Annotated in this window: 17 protein-coding genes; 7 read left to right on the top strand and 10 right to left on the bottom strand. The window is 69.5% G+C overall.

The window, feature by feature from the left end:
- Window positions 1-87 precede the first annotated feature (87 nt).
- From E7Y32_RS04395 to E7Y32_RS04380, 4 genes are all read left to right on the top strand, one after another.
- A complete protein-coding gene (locus E7Y32_RS04395; protein ID WP_261382598.1) occupies window positions 88-1,428 on the top strand; it encodes an acyltransferase in 1,341 nt (446 codons plus the stop codon).
- Complete coding sequence (locus tag E7Y32_RS04390) at window positions 1,425-1,769, top strand: GNAT family N-acetyltransferase (protein ID WP_146336052.1); 345 nt, start codon at window positions 1,425-1,427, stop codon at window positions 1,767-1,769. Before E7Y32_RS04395 ends, E7Y32_RS04390 begins: the two co-directional genes overlap by 4 nt.
- A gap of 83 nt (window positions 1,770-1,852) precedes the next feature.
- Entirely contained in the window at window positions 1,853-2,638 is a 786-nt protein-coding gene (locus E7Y32_RS04385) for a hypothetical protein (RefSeq protein WP_146336051.1), read from the top strand.
- Between the two features lie 32 nt (window positions 2,639-2,670).
- A complete protein-coding gene (locus tag E7Y32_RS04380; protein WP_146336050.1) occupies window positions 2,671-3,459 on the top strand; it encodes an SDR family oxidoreductase in 789 nt (262 codons plus the stop codon).
- A gap of 12 nt (window positions 3,460-3,471) precedes the next feature.
- On the opposite strand, the gene E7Y32_RS04375 is transcribed toward E7Y32_RS04380, so the two are convergent.
- From E7Y32_RS04375 to E7Y32_RS04365, 3 genes are all read right to left on the bottom strand, one after another.
- A complete protein-coding gene (locus tag E7Y32_RS04375) occupies window positions 3,472-4,536 on the bottom strand; it encodes an FUSC family protein (RefSeq protein WP_146336049.1) in 1,065 nt (354 codons plus the stop codon).
- A gap of 154 nt (window positions 4,537-4,690) precedes the next feature.
- The gene (locus E7Y32_RS04370) at window positions 4,691-6,280 is read right to left on the bottom strand and encodes an MFS transporter (protein WP_146336048.1); all 1,590 of its coding nucleotides are present in this window, start codon (window positions 6,278-6,280) and stop codon (window positions 4,691-4,693) included.
- A gap of 267 nt (window positions 6,281-6,547) precedes the next feature.
- The gene (locus E7Y32_RS04365) at window positions 6,548-7,051 is read right to left on the bottom strand and encodes a GNAT family N-acetyltransferase (protein ID WP_146336047.1); all 504 of its coding nucleotides are present in this window, start codon (window positions 7,049-7,051) and stop codon (window positions 6,548-6,550) included.
- A 136-nt stretch (window positions 7,052-7,187) separates the two neighbouring features.
- Here E7Y32_RS04365 and E7Y32_RS04360 point away from each other — a divergent pair, with 136 nt between their 5' ends.
- Both E7Y32_RS04360 and E7Y32_RS04355 read left to right on the top strand, forming a co-directional pair.
- The gene (locus E7Y32_RS04360) at window positions 7,188-7,415 is read left to right on the top strand and encodes a hypothetical protein (protein WP_146336046.1); all 228 of its coding nucleotides are present in this window, start codon (window positions 7,188-7,190) and stop codon (window positions 7,413-7,415) included.
- Window positions 7,416-7,487: 72 nt separating this feature from the next.
- Window positions 7,488-7,745 (top strand): hypothetical protein, encoded by a 258-nt coding sequence (locus E7Y32_RS04355; protein ID WP_146336045.1) that lies wholly within the window; start codon window positions 7,488-7,490, stop codon window positions 7,743-7,745.
- Window positions 7,746-7,774: 29 nt separating this feature from the next.
- On the opposite strand, the gene E7Y32_RS04350 is transcribed toward E7Y32_RS04355, so the two are convergent.
- Window positions 7,775-10,333: an ATP-dependent DNA ligase gene (locus E7Y32_RS04350; RefSeq protein WP_146336044.1), complete on the bottom strand. Its 2,559-nt coding sequence runs from the start codon at window positions 10,331-10,333 to the stop codon at window positions 7,775-7,777.
- A 40-nt stretch (window positions 10,334-10,373) separates the two neighbouring features.
- Here E7Y32_RS04350 and E7Y32_RS04345 point away from each other — a divergent pair, with 40 nt between their 5' ends.
- A complete protein-coding gene (locus E7Y32_RS04345) occupies window positions 10,374-11,468 on the top strand; it encodes a Ku protein (protein ID WP_146336043.1) in 1,095 nt (364 codons plus the stop codon).
- A gap of 40 nt (window positions 11,469-11,508) precedes the next feature.
- Here the strand turns inward: E7Y32_RS04345 and E7Y32_RS04340 are convergent, their stop codons facing one another.
- The 6 genes from E7Y32_RS04340 to E7Y32_RS04315 form a co-directional block, all read right to left on the bottom strand.
- Window positions 11,509-11,796, bottom strand: a complete 288-nt coding sequence (locus tag E7Y32_RS04340; RefSeq protein WP_146336042.1) for a Rho termination factor N-terminal domain-containing protein — start codon at window positions 11,794-11,796, stop codon at window positions 11,509-11,511.
- 2 nt (window positions 11,797-11,798) lie between these two features.
- Window positions 11,799-12,293, bottom strand: coding sequence for an SRPBCC family protein (locus E7Y32_RS04335; RefSeq protein WP_146336041.1), 495 nt, complete (start codon window positions 12,291-12,293; stop codon window positions 11,799-11,801).
- A 518-nt stretch (window positions 12,294-12,811) separates the two neighbouring features.
- Window positions 12,812-13,090: an HPr family phosphocarrier protein gene (locus E7Y32_RS04330; RefSeq protein WP_056736454.1), complete on the bottom strand. Its 279-nt coding sequence runs from the start codon at window positions 13,088-13,090 to the stop codon at window positions 12,812-12,814.
- Window positions 13,091-13,149: 59 nt separating this feature from the next.
- Complete coding sequence (locus E7Y32_RS04325; protein WP_146336040.1) at window positions 13,150-15,204, bottom strand: fructose-specific PTS transporter subunit EIIC; 2,055 nt, start codon at window positions 15,202-15,204, stop codon at window positions 13,150-13,152.
- Window positions 15,205-15,206: 2 nt separating this feature from the next.
- Window positions 15,207-16,193, bottom strand: coding sequence for a 1-phosphofructokinase family hexose kinase (locus E7Y32_RS04320; RefSeq protein WP_146336039.1), 987 nt, complete (start codon window positions 16,191-16,193; stop codon window positions 15,207-15,209).
- Window positions 16,190-17,038, bottom strand: coding sequence for a DeoR/GlpR family DNA-binding transcription regulator (locus tag E7Y32_RS04315; RefSeq protein WP_146336038.1), 849 nt, complete (start codon window positions 17,036-17,038; stop codon window positions 16,190-16,192). Before E7Y32_RS04315 ends, E7Y32_RS04320 begins: the two co-directional genes overlap by 4 nt.
- Window positions 17,039-17,466 lie beyond the last annotated feature (428 nt).

Below are 17,466 nucleotides of genomic sequence, written 5' to 3'. Positions count from 1 at the left end.
GCGGCCCCAGAGCCGACAATGGAGGCAACAGGGAAGGTTCTACGCTCACAGCTCGAAGGGGGCGCGTTGGCAGATTCCGACGTCGGCCTGCCGGCGCCGCGGCAGCCGCTCCCGGACGGCCCGGCAGGATCCGTGCCGGGGCGCGACCTGGTCATCGACCTGACCCGGTTCTTCTGCCTCGCGCTGGTGGTCATCGGCCATACCCTGATGGTCAGCCCGGTCCTGCACCCGGACGGCACCGTGAGCTCCGAAAACACCCTTGGCAACCAGCGCTGGTTCGAGCCCGTGGTCTGGGTGCTGCAGGTGATGCCGCTGTTCTTCGTCGCCGGCGGAATCACCGGCCTGCACTCCTGGCGGCGGCTGCGGTCCCTGGGCGGCAGCGCCCTCGAGTTCATCCAGGGCCGGCTGCTGCGGCTGATCCGTCCGGCCGCAGTCCTGCTGGCCGTGATGTTCACCGGCCTGTGGGCCGCCCGGCTCAGCGGCGTGGACCCGCAGGTGATCCAGCTGCTGGCCAGCGGCGCCGGCATGCCGCTGTGGTTCCTGGCCGCGTACCTGGCGGCGCAGCTGAACCTCCCGTGGCTGGCCGCGCTCCATGCCCGGGCGCCCTGGCTGACATTGGCCGTGCTCGTCTCGCTGGTGGTGGCCGTGGACTGCCTCCGCGGGGCCGTGCCCCAGCTGGCCTACGCCAACATGGTGTTCCTGTGGTGCGCCGTACAGCAGCTTGGCTTCCTGCTGGCCGACGGGACGCTGCCGAGCCTGGGCCCCGCCGCGCTCCTCGGCCTGGTGGCGGGCAGCAACCTGGTCCTCGGCCTGCTGGTGGTGCTGCGCCTGTACTCCGGAAACATGCTTGTGAACCTCAACCCGCCCAACCTCACCCTGTTCCTGCTGGCCGTCTCGCAGGCCTCGGCGCTCCAACTGCTCCGGCCCCTGCTCACCCGGCTGGCCGCCCTCGGCGGGGTCCGCAGGCTGCTGGCCCGGGCGGGACGGCGTTCCATGACCGTCTACCTGTGGCACCTGCCGCTGCTCGCGGCGATGTCCGGCCTGTTGCTGCTGACGGATCTGCCGCAGCCCGCCGGGGGAACTGCCGCATGGTGGTGGACCAGGCCGCTGGCGCTGCTGGGCGTCCTCCTCCTGCTGCTGCCGGTGCTGGCACTGTTCGGGCGACTCGAGGAACGGCCGACGGCGCCGGGCACCGCACGTGCCCGGCCGGCCGCCGCCGTGGTAACGGCCGCCGTCGTCGTTTTCATCCCGGTCACCGACGCGGCGCTCAACGGGCTCACCGTGGGGCTCCTCGGCGGCGGGGCGGCCTGCTTTGTTCTCGCCGTGCTGCTCCTGGGCCGCGTTCCGGCCCGCAGCCCCGGCACCAGTGCCGCCGGATCCGGACTGCCATTGCCACGCCCGCCTTTAAGTGCCAATGTCGAACCATGACGGAGAACTCGGTAGACACTGAAGACACGTTCGCCCCGGACGTCTCCACCACCCGTAATGATGCCCTGCACCGCTATGAACTTCACGTGGGCGGCAAGCTTGCGGTCCAGGTGCGCTACATCGACCGGCCCGGGCATGTGGACTTCATCCACACCGAAACCGCCGAGGAATTCGCGGGCCAGGGGCTCGCCGGGGTGCTCGCACACTTCGCCCTCGACGACGTCGTGGCGTCGGGGAAACGGATCATTCCGCACTGCCCCTACATCTACCGCTATCTGCGCAAACACGATGCCTACAATCAGTGCATCGACTGGCCGGAACAGGAACCCGCCGGGGCCTGACCGCTTGTGGCCCGCGCAACAACCTCGTATGGTTTAGCTTGAGTTATGCAGTTGGCTCAAGGACGCTTCATTTGGAGAACCCCGTGAACCACAAACTGCGTGTGCTTGTCCGTGTTGATGTCGATCCCGGACAGGTGACCCTCGAAGTCACCGGCTGCCTGACCCAGGCAAACTACCCCGACCTGCTGCACATGATGCGGCGCGCCAGCCGTCTAGCCGCCGGCGCGGACGTCAGCATCGACCTGCACGGCGCCTCCCACCTCGATCCTGAGATCCTGCTCTACCTCCGGCAGCTCGCGGCGACCGGAGACCCTGCCTCCGGCCCGGCTGCACCCGGCGCCGCCGTCGCCGCCGCCGCGACCGAAGGCTTCCGCCTTATGCTCCAGGAACCGGCAGAACTGCCGATCTGCCTGCTGCACGTCGGCACTGACGGCGAAGTCCTCGCCGATCTGGACGGCGAGATCACCGGCAGCGTCCACGGCCGGGTCAACGCCGGCGTCGAGGCTCCCGGGGACGCGGCGCCGGCCCCTGCACCGGATGGACCGGACCTGATCGACGGGCTCGAACTCTCCGACTATTTCGAGGGCACCCTGGATCCGGCCGCCACCGTGCAGGCACTCTCCGACGCCGCGCTGGGACAGCTGGCCGACGCCCTGTACCGCCACCTGGACACCCCCCACCCGTCCTTCGGGGCGCACACCTGGTACGAGCTCGCCGCCGACGAGCTGCAGCAGCGCTACCAGACGGCGGACGACGGCGCCGCGCCGGACACCGCGGAGCTGACGGGCGCCGGACCTGCCGGTGCCACGGACAGTGCATCTGACGGACCGTCCGAAGGGGAACTGGCCGCAGGACCGGCCCTGGCCTAAACCAACGCATCCGGCGCCGCTAGGCTGTGGCTATGAACACACCCGCTCAAGGACCGTCCGCGACGGCCTCCACCGCCCTGATCACCGGCGCCACCGCAGGACTTGGGGCCGAGTTCGCCCGCCAGCTCGCGGAGCAGGGGCACAACGTGGTCCTGGTGGCGCGCGACGAGGCCCGGCTCCGCGCCAGCGCAGCCGACCTGGAGAACCGCTATGGCGTCCGTGCTGAGGTGCTGCGCGCCGACCTGGCGGACGACGGCGGCGTGGCCGCCGTCGTCGAACGCCTCAGCGACCCGGCGCGGCCGGTGGAGATCCTGGTCAACAACGCGGGCATGGGACTGCTGCGTTCCTTCGCGGACAATGACATCGCCGAGGAAAAGCGGCACCTCCGGCTGCACGTCCAGACGGCCATGGAACTGACCCACGCCGCACTGCAGGGAATGTTGCAGCGGCGGTCCGGCCGGGTCATCAACGTGGCGTCCGTGGCGGCTTTCCTGCCGCGGGAAACGTACTCCGCCGCTAAGGCCTGGCTGCTGAGCTTCAGCCGCTGGGCCAACCTCGCCTACGCCGGGCGCGGGGTGAAGGTGACCGCCGTCTGCCCTGGCTTCACCCACACCGAATTCCACGACCGGATGGGCATGGACAAAACGGTGGCGCCGCGCTGGATGTGGCTGCAGGCCGACCAGGTGGTCCGTGAGGGCCTGGCGGACAACGAAAAGGGCAAGGCCGTCTCGATCCCCAGCAAGCGCTACAAGATTCTCACCGCGGCGACGCGGGTGCTGCCGGCCCGGCTTGTGGCCGGTCCGCCGCGGCGGGCGAAGTAGGGGCGCGCCCGGCTACCCGCCCGGAGCCGCCGCGGACGGACGGCGGCGGATAAGGACCACCACGGCGATCCCGGTGCAGGCGCCAACCAGGGTCTCGACCGCCCGCTCCGCCACCAGGAGGTGCGGATCGGCGGGGAAGGCCAGTTGCGTCACCAGCAGGATGACGGGCGTGAAGGACACCATCGCGAGACCGTAGTGCCGGGCCATAAACAGCTCGGTGGTGAACTGCAGGACGATCACCAGGACGGCCAGGACGGCCGTTTCGTGGCCAGGCAAAAGCCGCAACGGCGACCCTGCCCAGGGGAACAGCACCGCGGCCACCACCACCAGGCCCAGCAGGGTGCCGACAATCCGGTGCACCCCGCGGTAGACGCTGCTGGGCAGGTCAGCCCCCGCCAGCGGAACGGCCGCCGCGGCCATCGCCCAGTGCGGGTGGCCGCTGCCGCTCCCCACCCCGATGCTGCCCGCCGCGGCGACCGCGGCGAAATACCGTGCCGCGTGGATCCAGGCGGCACGACGGCGCATGCCGCGCAACGGCGGCACCTCACGGTCCGCGCCGCGCTCCCACACCCGGCCGCGGACCCAGCCGCCGAAACCGACCGCGATGGAGAACGCAGCCGACCCGGCACCGACCAGCACCGCCAGCGGCCACGGGCCCGGGGTGGGGATGGAGGCGCATGCGCCGAGGGCGAGGATCCCGAAGAACGGCCCGTTGGGTTTCAAGCCGACTTTGTCCGCGAACAAGGATCCCGCGGCCGCCAGGACCGACTCCACGGCCACGAGCGTCCAGGAGTGGAGCTGATGGACCGAGAGCAGGACGCCCACGCCCAGCCCGCCGAGCAGGACCAGGGCCGCCTGGAGCTGGTGCCTGAGCCGGAGCTGGTGGGGTTCGGACCGGCCGTACATTCCGGTGAGGGCGCCGAACACGGCATAGACGATCAGGTCGGGCCGCCCGGCCGCGAGCAGCGCCAATGAGGGCCCGGCCACGCTGACGGCAACACGCAGCGCCGAGGCTCGGTCCCGGTTTGCCGGTCCAAGGCGCTGCAGCACGCGGACGTGTCCCAGCAGGGACTGCATTCGGGCCTCCAGAGGGTGCGGTGCGGATACGGAAGGGATGCGGACCCGCCAAAGGCCCGCCCCGCACGCTTCCGGAACGGGAAGCGCGCGCGACGGGCCTTTACGGGCGGGGCGCTTGGCTACGGGGTCCGTCCGCAGGGACGGGCCGGGCTAGCTAGGCCGGGGCCGGAACCTTGCCGGCGTCGCCGTCGGTGGCCTCTGCCGGGGTGAGCGGCATGTCCATGTGCTCGAGGTCGATCAGCGGGTTCTCGTCCTGCGTCTCGACCAGTTCGCGGGCCTCGGCCTGGGTGTCCACGCTGGGCATGGAGCCCGGCAGCGGCATCTGGGCGGACTCCTTGAGGAAGTAAATCGCCACTGCGCCGATCGCCGAGGTGGCCATCAGGTAGTAGGCCGGCATCATGTCGTTGCCGGTGGCGTTGATCAGGGCGGCCACGATGAACGGTGTGGTGCCGCCGAAGATGGCCACCGAGAAGTTGTACGCGATGCCCATGGCGCCGTAGCGGCTGGCCGTCGGGAACTGGGCCGGCAGGGCCGAGGCCAGGTTGGCCACGTAGAACGTCACCGGGAAGGCGATCAGGGCAAGGCCGGCCAGGGTGGACCAGATCTCGCCGACGCCGATCAGCAGGAACGCCGGGGCGGCCAGGACGACGGTGCTCAGGGCGCCGATCCACAGCACGGGGCGGCGTCCGATCCGGTCGGAGAGCTTGCCGGTCAGCGGGATGCAGAGGCTCATAATCACCAGCACGGGGATGGTCAGCAGCGTGCCGTGCACCTCGTCGTAGCCCTTGGACTCGGTCAGGTAGGTCGGCATGTACGACGTCAGGGCGTAGCCGGCGGTGTTGGCCGCGGCGACCAGGATCATGGCGACGATGATGGAGCGCCAGTAGGCCTTCACGATGCCGACCGGGCCCTTGGACGCGGCCGCGTCAGCGGCGGTAGCGTCCTTGGCGAGGTTCTCCTGCGCGTCCAGGGTGGCCTGGAACTGGGGGGATTCCTCGATCTTGCTCCGGAAGTACACGGCGATCAGGCCAAGCGGACCGGCCAGCAGGAACGGAATGCGCCAGCCCCACTGCTCCATCGTGTCCTGGCCGAGGGTGAGCTGCAGCACGGACACCAGGGCGGCACCGGCGGCGAAGCCGAGGTAGCTGCCCATGTCCAGGAAGCTGGCAAAGAATCCGCGCCGTTTGTCCGGGGCGTACTCGCTCACGAAGGTGGTGGCACCGGCGTACTCGCCGCCAGTGGAGAAGCCCTGGATCACCTTGAACAGGACCAGCAGGACCGCGGCCCAGATGCCGATCTGCGCGTAGCCGGGCAGGAGGCCGACGGCGAACGTGCTGGCTGCCATGATCATCAGGGTGGCGGCGAGAACCTTCTGCCGGCCGATCTTGTCGCCAAGCCAGCCGAACACGACGCCGCCGAGCGGGCGGGCGATGAAAGTGGCGGCGAAGGTGCCGAGCAGGAACAGGGTCTGGACGGACTTGTCCGCTTCCGGCAGGAAGACCGGACCCATGGTGGTGATCAGGTAGCCGAATACACCGACGTCGTACCACTCCATGGTGTTACCCACGATGGTGCCGCCGAGCGCTTTCTTCAGCATGGGCTGGTCGACAACGTTGACGTCGGACTCACGGAGCCGACGACGGCGCAGCCGTGGTTTCTTAGCGCCCCTGGGTGCGCCTTGGTTAGTTCCGCCAGCGTTCAAAACGCCGGCTGAAGAGTCGGTGGTGCTTCGGTCTTTGGGCATTTGGGCAACTCCTGTGGAGGTCATTTGCTTGCGACTTATAGCTGCCCCGCTCCGGGCAGGCCTTCAATTTTACGCGATTTCCATGGCGTTTCCGATTTCGGTGGCGTATGATCGGCCGATTCCGGCGCTTGGGCCCCACGTCAGCGGCCGCCGCGCGGGCGATTTCACCGCGCCGTTCTTGGGAAGTGGACAGTTCGCTTATCTTTTTTGCAACGTTTTGCTGTTGAGCCCGTCCACGGGGCTTTTCGGGGCAGTGCGGGCCCCTTCCTACCGGGGCGTCGCCGGCCGGGTCAGGCGTATTTCGGGCAGCTCGGACCACTCGGGCGGCAGCAGTTTCCGCTCCCCGTCGGGCACGAACCCGTGCTTGGCGTAGAAGGCCCGGGCGCGGGGGTTCTCTTCCAGCACCCACAGGTACGCGGGGGAGTCGCCGAGGGCGGCCGTCAGCAGCGCGGCGCCCAGTCCGGTGCCGTAGGCCGGGGCCAGTGTGTAGAGGGAGTACAGCTCCAGATCGCAGGGCCTGTCCGCGTCCCGGCCCGGTCCGGCGTCGGCGAACCCAATGATGGCGCCGCTGGCGTCCACGGCGATGATCCGGGGTTCGGCGCTGTCCAGGTGCGGGCGGCGCCGTTCGATCCGGTCGAGGATGTTGGCGCGCCGGGCCGCAAAGAACGCCGAGGGCAGCTGGGTGGCGTAGCACTGCTCGTGCGCCAGGGTGTGCATCCGAACCAGCGCATCCGCATCGTCGGCGGTGGCGTGGCGAAGCGTGTAATCCATGTGCCACAGCTTAACTTCGGTGCCCGAGCCGCTGCCGAACCCCTGTTCAAGCGGCGTGGCAACTGCCTAAAGTGGACCCGTCGCCGGTTCCGTTGCCGGCGTCGATCCATGCCGAGCCGAGCCGAGGAGAGCCTCCATGACGAACACCGGCAAGCAGGAGCAGCCCGGGACCCCTGGCGCGGAGGAACCCGGCGCCGCGCCGAAACCGGAGCGGGGCATGAAGTCCCGGCTGACCGACGCCCAGAAGGAAATGCTTGCCAGCAAATCCCGCGGCGGCACCGGACTGCCCAGCGTTGGGCGCAGCCATAAGCCCACCCACGCCAGCGGCAAGCAGGGCCCCGCGCAGAAGAAGGTCCGCTGGTAGCACCTAGAGACATCTCACCGGCGCCGACCTACGATTGTGGGACGCTTCATTTCATCGGAGAAAGGAAGAGCCATGGCGGATCATCACTCGAGAGAAGAGATCAAGCCTGAGGTGGCCAGCCACCTCGCAGCGTCCATGGACGAGGTTCCGGGCCCGGAGGGCAAACGTCCGCAGCCGCCGTCGCCGGCCGACGGCCATGAGTGGCCGGACGGCAGCGGAAAGCACCGTCATCCCAAGGACCGTGACGTGGTCCGCGGGCAACAGGCGCAGCAGGTGGCCGACGCCGCCATCCACCGCCAAAGCCGCCCACAGATCCCGCACCACGACTAAGAATCATGAGGGTCCGCTGCGGCGGGCCCTCAGCCATGTTCGGCGACGACGTCGGCCGGCGCCTTGTCCAGGCGCCAGCCCCGCCAGACCGGGTGGCGGAGCTTCCCGCTGGAGGTCCAGTCGCCGAAGGTGACCTCACCCACCAGCCTGGCGGAGACCCACCGGGCGTCGGCGGCGTCCTCCGCGGGGACCTCGCTGAAGGGGGAGGTCTTGCGGGGGATGGCGTCCAGCTGCCGGCGCAGCTCTTGGAGTTCACGGGTGGAAAATCCGCTGCCCACCCGGCCCACGTAGCGCAGTGTCTTCCCGTCCGGGATGCCCAGCAGTAGCGAGCCGACCGAGTCGCGGCGGCCGCCGTTGCCGGGCCGCCAGCCGCCGACCACCACCTCCTGGGTCTTCTCGAACTTCAGCTTGAGCCAGGACCGGCTCCGCCGCCCCACGTAGCGTCCGCCGGTGCGCTTGGCCATCACCCCCTCGAGCCCGAGCTCCTGCGCGCTCTCCAGGAGGTGCCCGACGTCGGCGTCGATCACCTCGGAGAGTTCCACCGGGCAGGAATCTTCCTGGTTGCCGGCCCGGAAGCCTGCCGCGGCGAACGCTTCGAGGCGTTTCCGCCGCTCCCGCAGCGGGCGGCGCCGGAGGTCCTCGCCGCCCTCGGTGAGCAGGTCGAAAAGCATCAGGCGCACCGGGGTGGCGGCCCGCGCCTTCGCGACGTCGGCGGCCTTGCTGAGTTTCATCCGCCCCTGCAGCAGCCCGAAGTCGGGCCTTCCCGACCGGCCGACGGCGATGATCTCGCCGTCGGCGGCGAAGTCCTGCGGGGGCCAGCAGCCGCGGTCGGTGAGCTCCGGGTAGCTGGCGGACATGTCGTTGCCGTTGCGGCTGATCAGCCGGATCCGTTGCGAGTCGCCCAGGACCAGGGCGCGGACGCCGTCCCATTTGAGCTCGAACTGCCAGTTCTTGTCCGCCAGGTCCGCGGGGGTTCCGGCGCTGGCCAGCATCGGTGCGAGCTCCGCCGGATCCGGGGCGGGATCCTGCGCTCGATCCGGGGCAGAGGCGGTGCTTGCGGCGGGGGTGCCGTCGGCCCGGGTGGCCGTCCCGTCCGCCGGAGCGTCCCCGGGGGTGGGTGTGTGGCCCTGCCCCGGCGTGTCCATGAGGTGGATGAGCCACTGGTCGGTGGCCTGGCCGGTGTGGATCAGCGCGAACCGCCGGGTCCCGCCCAGCCCGCCGTCCGGGTCCCCGGTGAGGGTGGCGATGACTTCCTTGCCGGCGATCCATTTCTCGCATTCGTAGGAGCCGCGGTCCCAGATGCTGACGGCGCCGGCGCCGTACTGGCCCTTGGGGATGGTGCCCTCAAAGTCCGCGTAGTCCAGCGGGTGGTCCTCGGTCTGGACCGCGAGGTGGTTTTTGGTTTTGGTGGTGGGGACCCCTTTGGGCAGCGCCCAGGACACCAGCACGCCGTCGCGCTCGAGGCGGAAGTCGTAGTGCAGCCGGCTGGCGTGGTGCTCTTGGATGACGAAGCTTTCCCGGAGGGTGCCGCCGTCGTTCCGGCTCCGGTGCCGGTCCGCCGTGAACGGTTCAGGGGTGGCCGCCGCGTCCCGTTTGGCGCGGTATTCCTCCAGCCGGGGGTCGGTGCCGCCGCCGTCGAGCTCCGCGGGGGCGTCAGCCCCGGCGCCGTTGGAGGCGCCGCTGGAGGTGCCGCCGTGCGCGCCGCCGGAGATGACCGCGAACGGGTCCTTGCCGGCCTTCACCCGCTGCATCACCTCCCGGTAGTCCAGCTGGCGCAGCGAGGCCGAAGCGAGTTCGCGCCAGGTCCGCGGAGCCGCCACCGTGGGCCGCAGCCTGCCGCGCAGCGAATAGGGCACGATCGTGGTCTTCGCGGCGCTGTTCTGGCTCCAGTCCACCAGCACCTTGCCGGTGCGCAGGGTCTTTTTCATGTCGCTCACGGCGAGCTCCGGGTGGTCCGCCTCGAGGGCGCGGGCGAGTTCGTGCGCGAAGTCCGAGACCTGGTCCGAGCTTTGGGTGCCGTCCAGCGCGGCGTAGAGATGGATGCCCTTGCTGCCGCTGGTCACCGGGACCGGCTCCAGGCCCACGTCCACCAGGATGCTGCGGGCGAGTTTAGCGACCTCCACACATTCGGCCAGGCCGGCGCCGTCGCCGGGGTCAAGGTCCAGCACCAGCCGGTCCGGCGGCAGGGCGTTGCCGTGCGGGTCCACCCGCCACTGCGGCACGTGGATCTCCAAGGCCGCGATCTGGGCCAGCCAGGTGAGCGTGGCCGGATCGTTGACCAGCGGGTACTGGATGGTGCGTTCCTTGTGGGTGATGGCGGCGCGCGGCACCCAGCCCGGCGTGGAGTGGTCCAGGTTCTTCTGGAAGAACATCTCGCCGGGTGCGTCCGCGGTGCCCACGCCGTGGACCCAGCGTTTCCGGGTGGCCGGCCGGTTCGCGGCCGCCGGGATCAGTACCGGCGCCACCGCGGCGTAGTAGGCCAGGACGTCTGCTTTGGTGGTTCCGGTCTCCGGATACATGACCTTGTCCAGGTTGGTCAGCACCAGCTCCCGGCCGTCGACCCGGACGCGTTCCTTGCCCTCAGCCAAAACACTTCACCTCCGTGCGGCTCTGGTGTTCACTTGAGCCATGAGAGCCATCTGGAAAGGCGCGATCGCGTTCGGCCTGGTCAACGTCCCCGTCAAGGTCTACAGCGCCACCGAGGACCACGACATCAGCCTGCACCAGGTCCACAACGCCGACGGCGGCCGGATCCGCTACCAGCGCCGGTGCGAGGTCTGCAGCGAGATCATCGACTACGAGGACATCGACAAGGCCTACGAGGAGGACGGCCGCACGGTGATCCTCAGCCGCGAGGAGCTCAAGTCCATCCCGGCGGAGAACAGCCACGAGATCGAGGTGGTGCAGTTTGTCCCCGCCGAGCAGCTGGACCCGATGACGTTTGAGAAGAGCTACTACCTCGAACCGGATGCCAAGTCGCCGAAGGCCTACGTGCTGCTCCGCCGGGCGTTGGAGGACACTGACCGGGTGGCCATTGTGCAGTTCGCGCTGCGGGAGAAGAGCCGGCTCGGGGCGCTCCGGATCCGCGGCGACGTACTGGTGCTGCAGGGCCTGCTCTGGGCCGACGAGGTGCGCGAGGCGAGTTTCCCCGCGCTCGAGGCCAGCGTGCGGATCTCGGCCCAGGAACGGGAAATGTCCGCCGCCCTGGTGGACTCGATGGCGGCCGACTTCGAACCCGAGCAGTTCACGGACGACTACCAGATCCAGCTGCGGCAGCTGATCGAGGCCAAGCTCGAGCAGGGCGAATCCCTGGACACGGAGGCGACTTTCGGCGCACCGGCGGCGGAGCCCGGAACCGGCGAGGTGATCGACCTGATGGAGGCGCTCAAACGCAGCATCGAGCGCAAACGTGGTGCGGCCGCCGGCGACTCCGGGGCAGACGGCGCTGACGGCGGGAGCAAAGCCAAGGCCGGCGGGGCCAAGTCGCCCCGGTCCGCTGCTGCCCCCAAGGCAGCGGCCAAGACTGCGGCGAGCACCTCGGCCAAGTCCACTGCCAAGGCTGCCTCCGGCGGTGCCTCCGGCGGTGCCGGGACGGCGGCCAAACCGGCCGCGAAGGCCGCCGCCAAGACCACAGCTGCGAAGACCACCGCTGCCAAGGCCACCGCGTCCAAAACCCCTGCCGCGAAGACTCCGGCCGCCAAAACGGCGCGCAAGGGCGCCTGAGCCCGCACCGTTGTTGACCGGCGGCCCCGCCGTCATCGGCTCAGGAGTTCCGCAGAGCGGAGATCAGTTCGCTCTTTTTCTTGGCCGAGTAGCCCTTGAGGCCGATCTCCTTGGCCTTTTTCTTCAGCTGCGGGACGGTCCAGTCCTCGTAGTCGCCGGATTCGCCGCCCTTGCGGCCCACGGCGGACCGGCCACGCCTAGCGGCGGCGTTGGAAATCCGGGCCGCCTTCTGTTTGGAGGCGCCGTCTTCCAGCAGGGCCTCGTACATTTCCGGGTCCTTGATGCTGGGACTCTCGGAACCCTGCGGCGCACCCTTCTTGGCGGGCATGGCTACCGCGGCTCGCCGGCTGCGGGGTCGACGTCGTCAACCTCGCCGCGGTCAACGGAGGAACGCCATTCACCGGTTTCGATGCCGCGGGATTCGATGAACTCCTTGAAGCGGCCGAGGTCCGCGCTGACCTGGCGGCTGTCCGCCCCGACGGCGGAACCGGCCTTCTCCACCACGCCCTCGGGCTCCCACTCGAGTTCGACGTTAACGCGGGCCCGCTCCGCGCCGAGGGGTTCAAAGGTGACGGTGCCGGCGTTGCGGGGCTTGTCCGTGCTGACCCAGGCGATCCTGCGGTCCGGTTCCTGCTCGGTGATCTGGGCCAGGTATTCGCGCCGCACCCCGGCGATGTCGGTGCGGAACTGCAGGGAGGTCTCGTCGATCTGCTCCACGGCCTCGACCCCCTTCATAAACCTCGGGAAGGTCTCGAACTGGGTCCACTGGTTGTACGCGGTGGACACGGGAACGTCGACTTCGATGCTTTCCTGCACGCTTGCCATGCGGTGATCTCCTTCGGTCCGGGATGCGTTGCTGCGGCGCTCCACGGTGGTGGTGCCGCGGTTCCCAAACTAACCGCGCCGCACGGCGAAGACAAGCACTTACTAAGTTCCCTTATGAAGTGTGCCCCGGGGTCGCGACTGGCGGCGCAACCGATGGACATGCCCTGCCTCGAAGCCAGGGCTGGGCTGGACATCGCGGGTTGGCGCCGAGGAATGGGCATGCCCAGCGGGCGGGCCTGCCGTTGGACATAGTGCCTATATGTCCATTGGCCGCGGCCGGGAGTGGGCATGCCCCTTGGGGTTGGCGCCGGGAATGGGCATGCCCCTTGGGGTTGGCGCCGGGAATGGGCATGCCCCTGAGGGTTGGCGCCGGGAATGGGCATGCCCCTTGGGGTTGGCGCCGAGGAATGGGCATGCCCCTCCGGGCATGAGCCACAAGCACCGGGCCTTAACGACGCGCGGCCGCCGGCCCCCCGCCCCTGGCAGGGGAGAAAGGCCGGCGGCCGCACGAGGTAGTGCTATTCGGCGTCGTGGTCCGTTTCGAGGATCTGGACCAGGCGCTCGAGGGCGGCGTCGGCGCCGTCGCCCTCGGCACGCAACACCACAACCTCGCCGTGCGAGGCGCCCAGGCTCATCAGGGACAGGATGCTGGCGGCGTCCATGGCCTCGTCCTCCGGTTCGCCGAGCCGGGCGATGGTGATTTCGAGATCGAACTCGCCTGCAGCCTCGGCAAAGATGGCGGCCGGGCGGGCGTGCAGCCCGACGCGGCTGGCAATGGTGGCGTTACGTTCGGTCATTGTTGCTCCTTGGATTCAGCTTGGGATTATCAGCTTGGGAAGGTTTCTTGCGGACCGGCTCAGACGGTTACGGGAACCGGTTCCACCGTATCAACGGTCTTCTTGACTGCCCAGCGCTTGAGCGCGATCACGGCGAAGGCCGACACAACCGCTCCCACCGCGATGGAGACAAAGAACATCAGGAAGTTGTCGATCGCGAAGAAGACGAAGAACCCGCCGTGCGGTGCCTTGGAACCGACGCCGAATGCCATCGACATCGCCCCCGTGACGGCCCCGCCCAGCATGCTGGCCGGGATCACGCGCAGCGGGTCCGCGGCGGCGAAGGGGATGGCGCCTTCGGAGATGAAGGACGCCCCCAGCAGCCAGGCCGCCTTGCCGTTTTCCTGTTCGGCGAGGCTGAAGAGCTTCTTGTTCAGGACGGTGGAAGCCAAGGCCATGGCCAGCGGCGGAACCATGCCGGACGCCATCACGGCGGCCATGATCTGCCACGGTGCCTGGTTGTCCATGCTCGCGGCGCCGAGGCCGGCGACGGCGAAGGCGTAGGCGACCTTGTTGACCGGCCCGCCGAGGTCGAAGCACATCATCAGGCCCAGGATCACGCCGAGGGCGATGGCGCTGGCACCCGTGAGGCCGGACAGCCAGCCGTTCAGGCCCTTGGTGATCGCGACGATCGGGCCGCCCAGGATCAGGAACATCAATCCGGACGCGACCAGGGAGGCCAGCAGCGGGATGATGACCACCGGCATCAGGCCGCGCAGCCAGCGCGGCACCTGGAGCCTGCCGATCATGAGGGCGACGTAGCCTGCGAGCAGGCCGCCAACGATGCCGCCGAGGAAGCCGGCGCCCATAAAGCCTGCCACCGCACCGGCGACGAAGCCCGGCGCGATGCCGGGGCGGTCGGCGATGGCGTAGGCGATGTAGCCGGCCAGGGCCGGGACGAGGAACCCGAGGGACAGGGCGCCGATCTTGAACAGCACCGCGCCGAGGTAGGCGCCAAGCGGGCCCCAGGCGTTGTCCGGGAACTCGGTGGGCAGGTTGAAGAGGCTGTTCTGGACGACGATCGTGTCCGCATACTTCGTGATCAGGTACCCGCCCATCAGGAAGCCGAGGGCAATCAGCAGGCCGCCGCCCGCCACGAACGGGATCATGTAGCTGACGCCGGTGAGCAGTGCCTTCTTGAGCTTCTGGCCGATGTGCTCGCCCTTTTCCTCGGCCTCGTGCTGGGCCTGTTCCTCCGCGCCGAAGTGCGGCACGCGCCGGGCGTTGGGGTTGTCCGCCGCAGCGAGGGCCTCCTCGACCATCTTCTCCGGCTCGTCGATGCCGCGTTTGACCGGGGCGTTGATCACGGGCTTGCCGGCGAAGCGCTCCTTGCCGCGGACGTCGACGTCGACGGCGAAGATCACGGCGTCGGCGGCGGCGATCACGGCCGGGTCCAAGGCCTTCGCGCCGGAGGATCCCTGGGTCTCCACCTGCAGGTCCACGCCGGCTTCCTTGGCCGCGGCCACGAGCGAGTCGGCGGCCATGTAGGTGTGGGCGATGCCGGTGGGGCAGGCGGTGACGGCGACGAGGCGCTTGGCGCGGGGAGCCCCGGCGGCTGCGGGTGTTGACCCGGCGGCTGTCCCGACCGCGGCGGCTGCCGGTGCGGCGGCGTGGGCTGCGGGCTTGTCGGCGAGGGCGCCCTCGACCAGTTCCACCACCTCGGCCTGGGTGGCGGCGGCCCGCAGGGCGGCGGTGAAGTCCTTTTTGATCAGCGAGCGGGCCAGCTTGGAGAGCAGCTTGAGGTGGTCCTGGTCCGCGCCTTCGGGGGCCGCGATAAAGAAGATCAGGTCCGCGGGGCCGTCCTTGGCGCCGAAATCGACCGGCTGGGACAGCCGTGCCATGGCCAGGGTGGCCTCGGTGACGGCCGTCGAGCGGCAGTGCGGAATCGCGATGCCGCCGGGCACACCGGTGGCGGTCTTGGATTCCCGGGCGAAGGCGTCGGCGAAGAGGCCTTCGACTTCGGTGGCGCGTCCGTTGGCCGCAACTCTGCCTGCCAGGTGCCGGATCACGTCCTCGGGCGATGTGCCGAGATTCTGGTCGAGCTCGACCAGTTCGGTAGTAATGAGCTGGGTCACTGTCAATCCTTCTTCAGGGCCGTGATGGTTACGGCGGCGGGGGTGGTTTGGTGCACTGCCGGGACGGTCGACCCGGGCAGGGAGGCAGCGGCGGCCCCGTGGGCCACCGCCTGACGCAGGCAATCGGCCGGGGCGGCGCCCTGGCTGGCGGCGAGCAGGTAGCCGGCAAGCGAGGAATCGCCGGCGCCGACCGTACTGACCGCCTTGACCGGCGGGTGCGTGGCCAGCCACGCGCCGTCGGCCGTCACAAGCACCGCACCCTTGGAACCGAGGGTGGCGAGTACCGCACCCACTCCGGAACGCACGACTGCGGCGGCGGCTGCCGCGGCAGCCTCCGGATCCGCTTCGAGTTCCTCGGCGGACTTGTCCGTGGCGAAGCCGGCTGCGGCAGCCAGTTCCGCCAGTTCCTCGGCATTGGGTTTAAGCAGGTCCGGCCTCCCGAGGGGATCCCCGGAGATTGCGGCGGCGAGCGGTTCGCCGGAGGAGTCGACGGCGATGAGGGGTGCCTCGGTGCCGTCGTGCAGGGAACGCAGCCGCCGGGTGACGGTGGCGTAGAAGTCGGCCGGGACTCCGGGTGGGAGCGATCCGGCCAGCACGACCCAGCTGGCGCCGCGGGCCGAATCCAGCAGCAGACCGATCAGGGCCTCCTGCTGCTCCGTATTCAGGACCGGGCCGGGTTCGTTGATCTTGGTGGTGACGCCGCCGGGCTCGGTGAGGGCCACGTTGCTGCGCAGCGGCTCGCCGATGGGGAGGGCGGCGAAGGGCACGCCGTTTTCGCGCAGCCCGGCAAGGACCGGGTCGGCCTCGGCGCCGGGAAGCACCGCGACGGTCTTGAGTCCGGAGGCCACGAGGGCGCGGGAGACGTTGACGCCCTTGCCGCCGGATTCCTGCCGGACCGAGGTTGCACGCTGGACTTCGCCGCGGAGCAGGGGCCCGGGCAGCGCCACGGTGCGGTCCAGGCTGGGGTTGGCCGTGAGGGTGACGATCATGCGACCACCACCTCCACTCCGGCGTCGGCGAGGGCCGCGGCGAGGTCCGGGCTGGGGTTCGTGTCTGTGATCACGGTGTCCAGATCTTTCAGGGAGGCGAACTGGACCAGCGTCTCGGCGTCCAGTTTGGAGGCATCAGCCAGCACCACAATGCGGCGCGCTGAATGGACGAAGGCGGCCTTGACGGCTGCTTCTTCAGGATCGGGAGTGCTCAGCCCGAAGGCCGCGGAAATGCCGTTGGTGCCGATGAACGCGATGTCGGGCCGGATCCGGCGGGCCGCTTCCACGGTGGACTGCCCGACGGCGGCCTGGGTCAGGCCGCGGACCTTGCCGCCCAGCAGGTGCAGCGCGATGCCGGGCTCGCCGGAGAGCTTCGCGGCGATGGGCAGTGCGTGGGTGATAACGACGAGCTCCGCTTCACCGGCGGCCGGCCCCGACGGGCCGCCCGCTGCTGCGGGGCCCGCTCCGGCCGGGCCCGCGCCGGCCCCCGCGGTCCGTGCCGCGAGCATCTCGGCCAGGGCCTCGGTGGTAGAGCCGGCGTCGATCAGGACGCTTCCGGCGCGGCCCTGGGGAATGAGGTCAAGGGCGGCCTTGGCGATCCGGGTCTTCTCGCTCTGCCGCTGCACCGTGCGTTCGAGGATGCTTTCTTCCGTGGTACTGAGGCGCTCCGGTGAGACGGCGCCGCCATGGACCCGGCGGACAGTGCCGGCGGTCTCGAGGGCGGCCAGGTCGCGGCGGACGGTTTCGGTGGTGATGTTGAAACGCTCGGCGAGGTCGGTGACGCTGGCCCGGCCGCTGGCGGCGACGAGCTCCACGATCAGTTGCTGGCGTTCCTCGGCGAACACGTGCCCTCCATTGCGACGACTGCTGCGGGTGCTGCGGATTCCGGGTGCTTCGGTGACCCCCATCACACGAAGTGGAATTGCTTGACTTTATCTTTGTTCATGTGGCTTTGTCAACGAAAAAACAACACGAACGCAGAACTGGTCTGCCGCTCCCGCGGGGACATGCCCGTCGCTGAGCCCTCGCGAGGGACATGTCCATCCTTTGCGACGTCGCCGGAGGGTATGTCCAACCCGCGGCATGGCCGACGGACATGCCCATTTCTCGAGGCCAGTAACGCTGGACATGTCCAACCCACGGCATGGCCGACGGGCATGCCCATTTCTCGAGGCCAGTAACGCTGAACATGTCCACTGCCCGGCCGGGGAAGTGGACATATAGGGCATATGTCCAGTAGTGGTGCGCGGGGATGGGCACGTCCGTTGGTTGG

Source organism: Arthrobacter sp. UKPF54-2 (assembly GCF_007858535.1).
Taxonomy (GTDB): Bacteria; Actinomycetota; Actinomycetes; order Actinomycetales; family Micrococcaceae; genus Arthrobacter.
The sequence above is the reverse complement of the archived record's forward strand: the minus strand, read 5'-3'. Positions and strand labels throughout refer to the sequence as shown.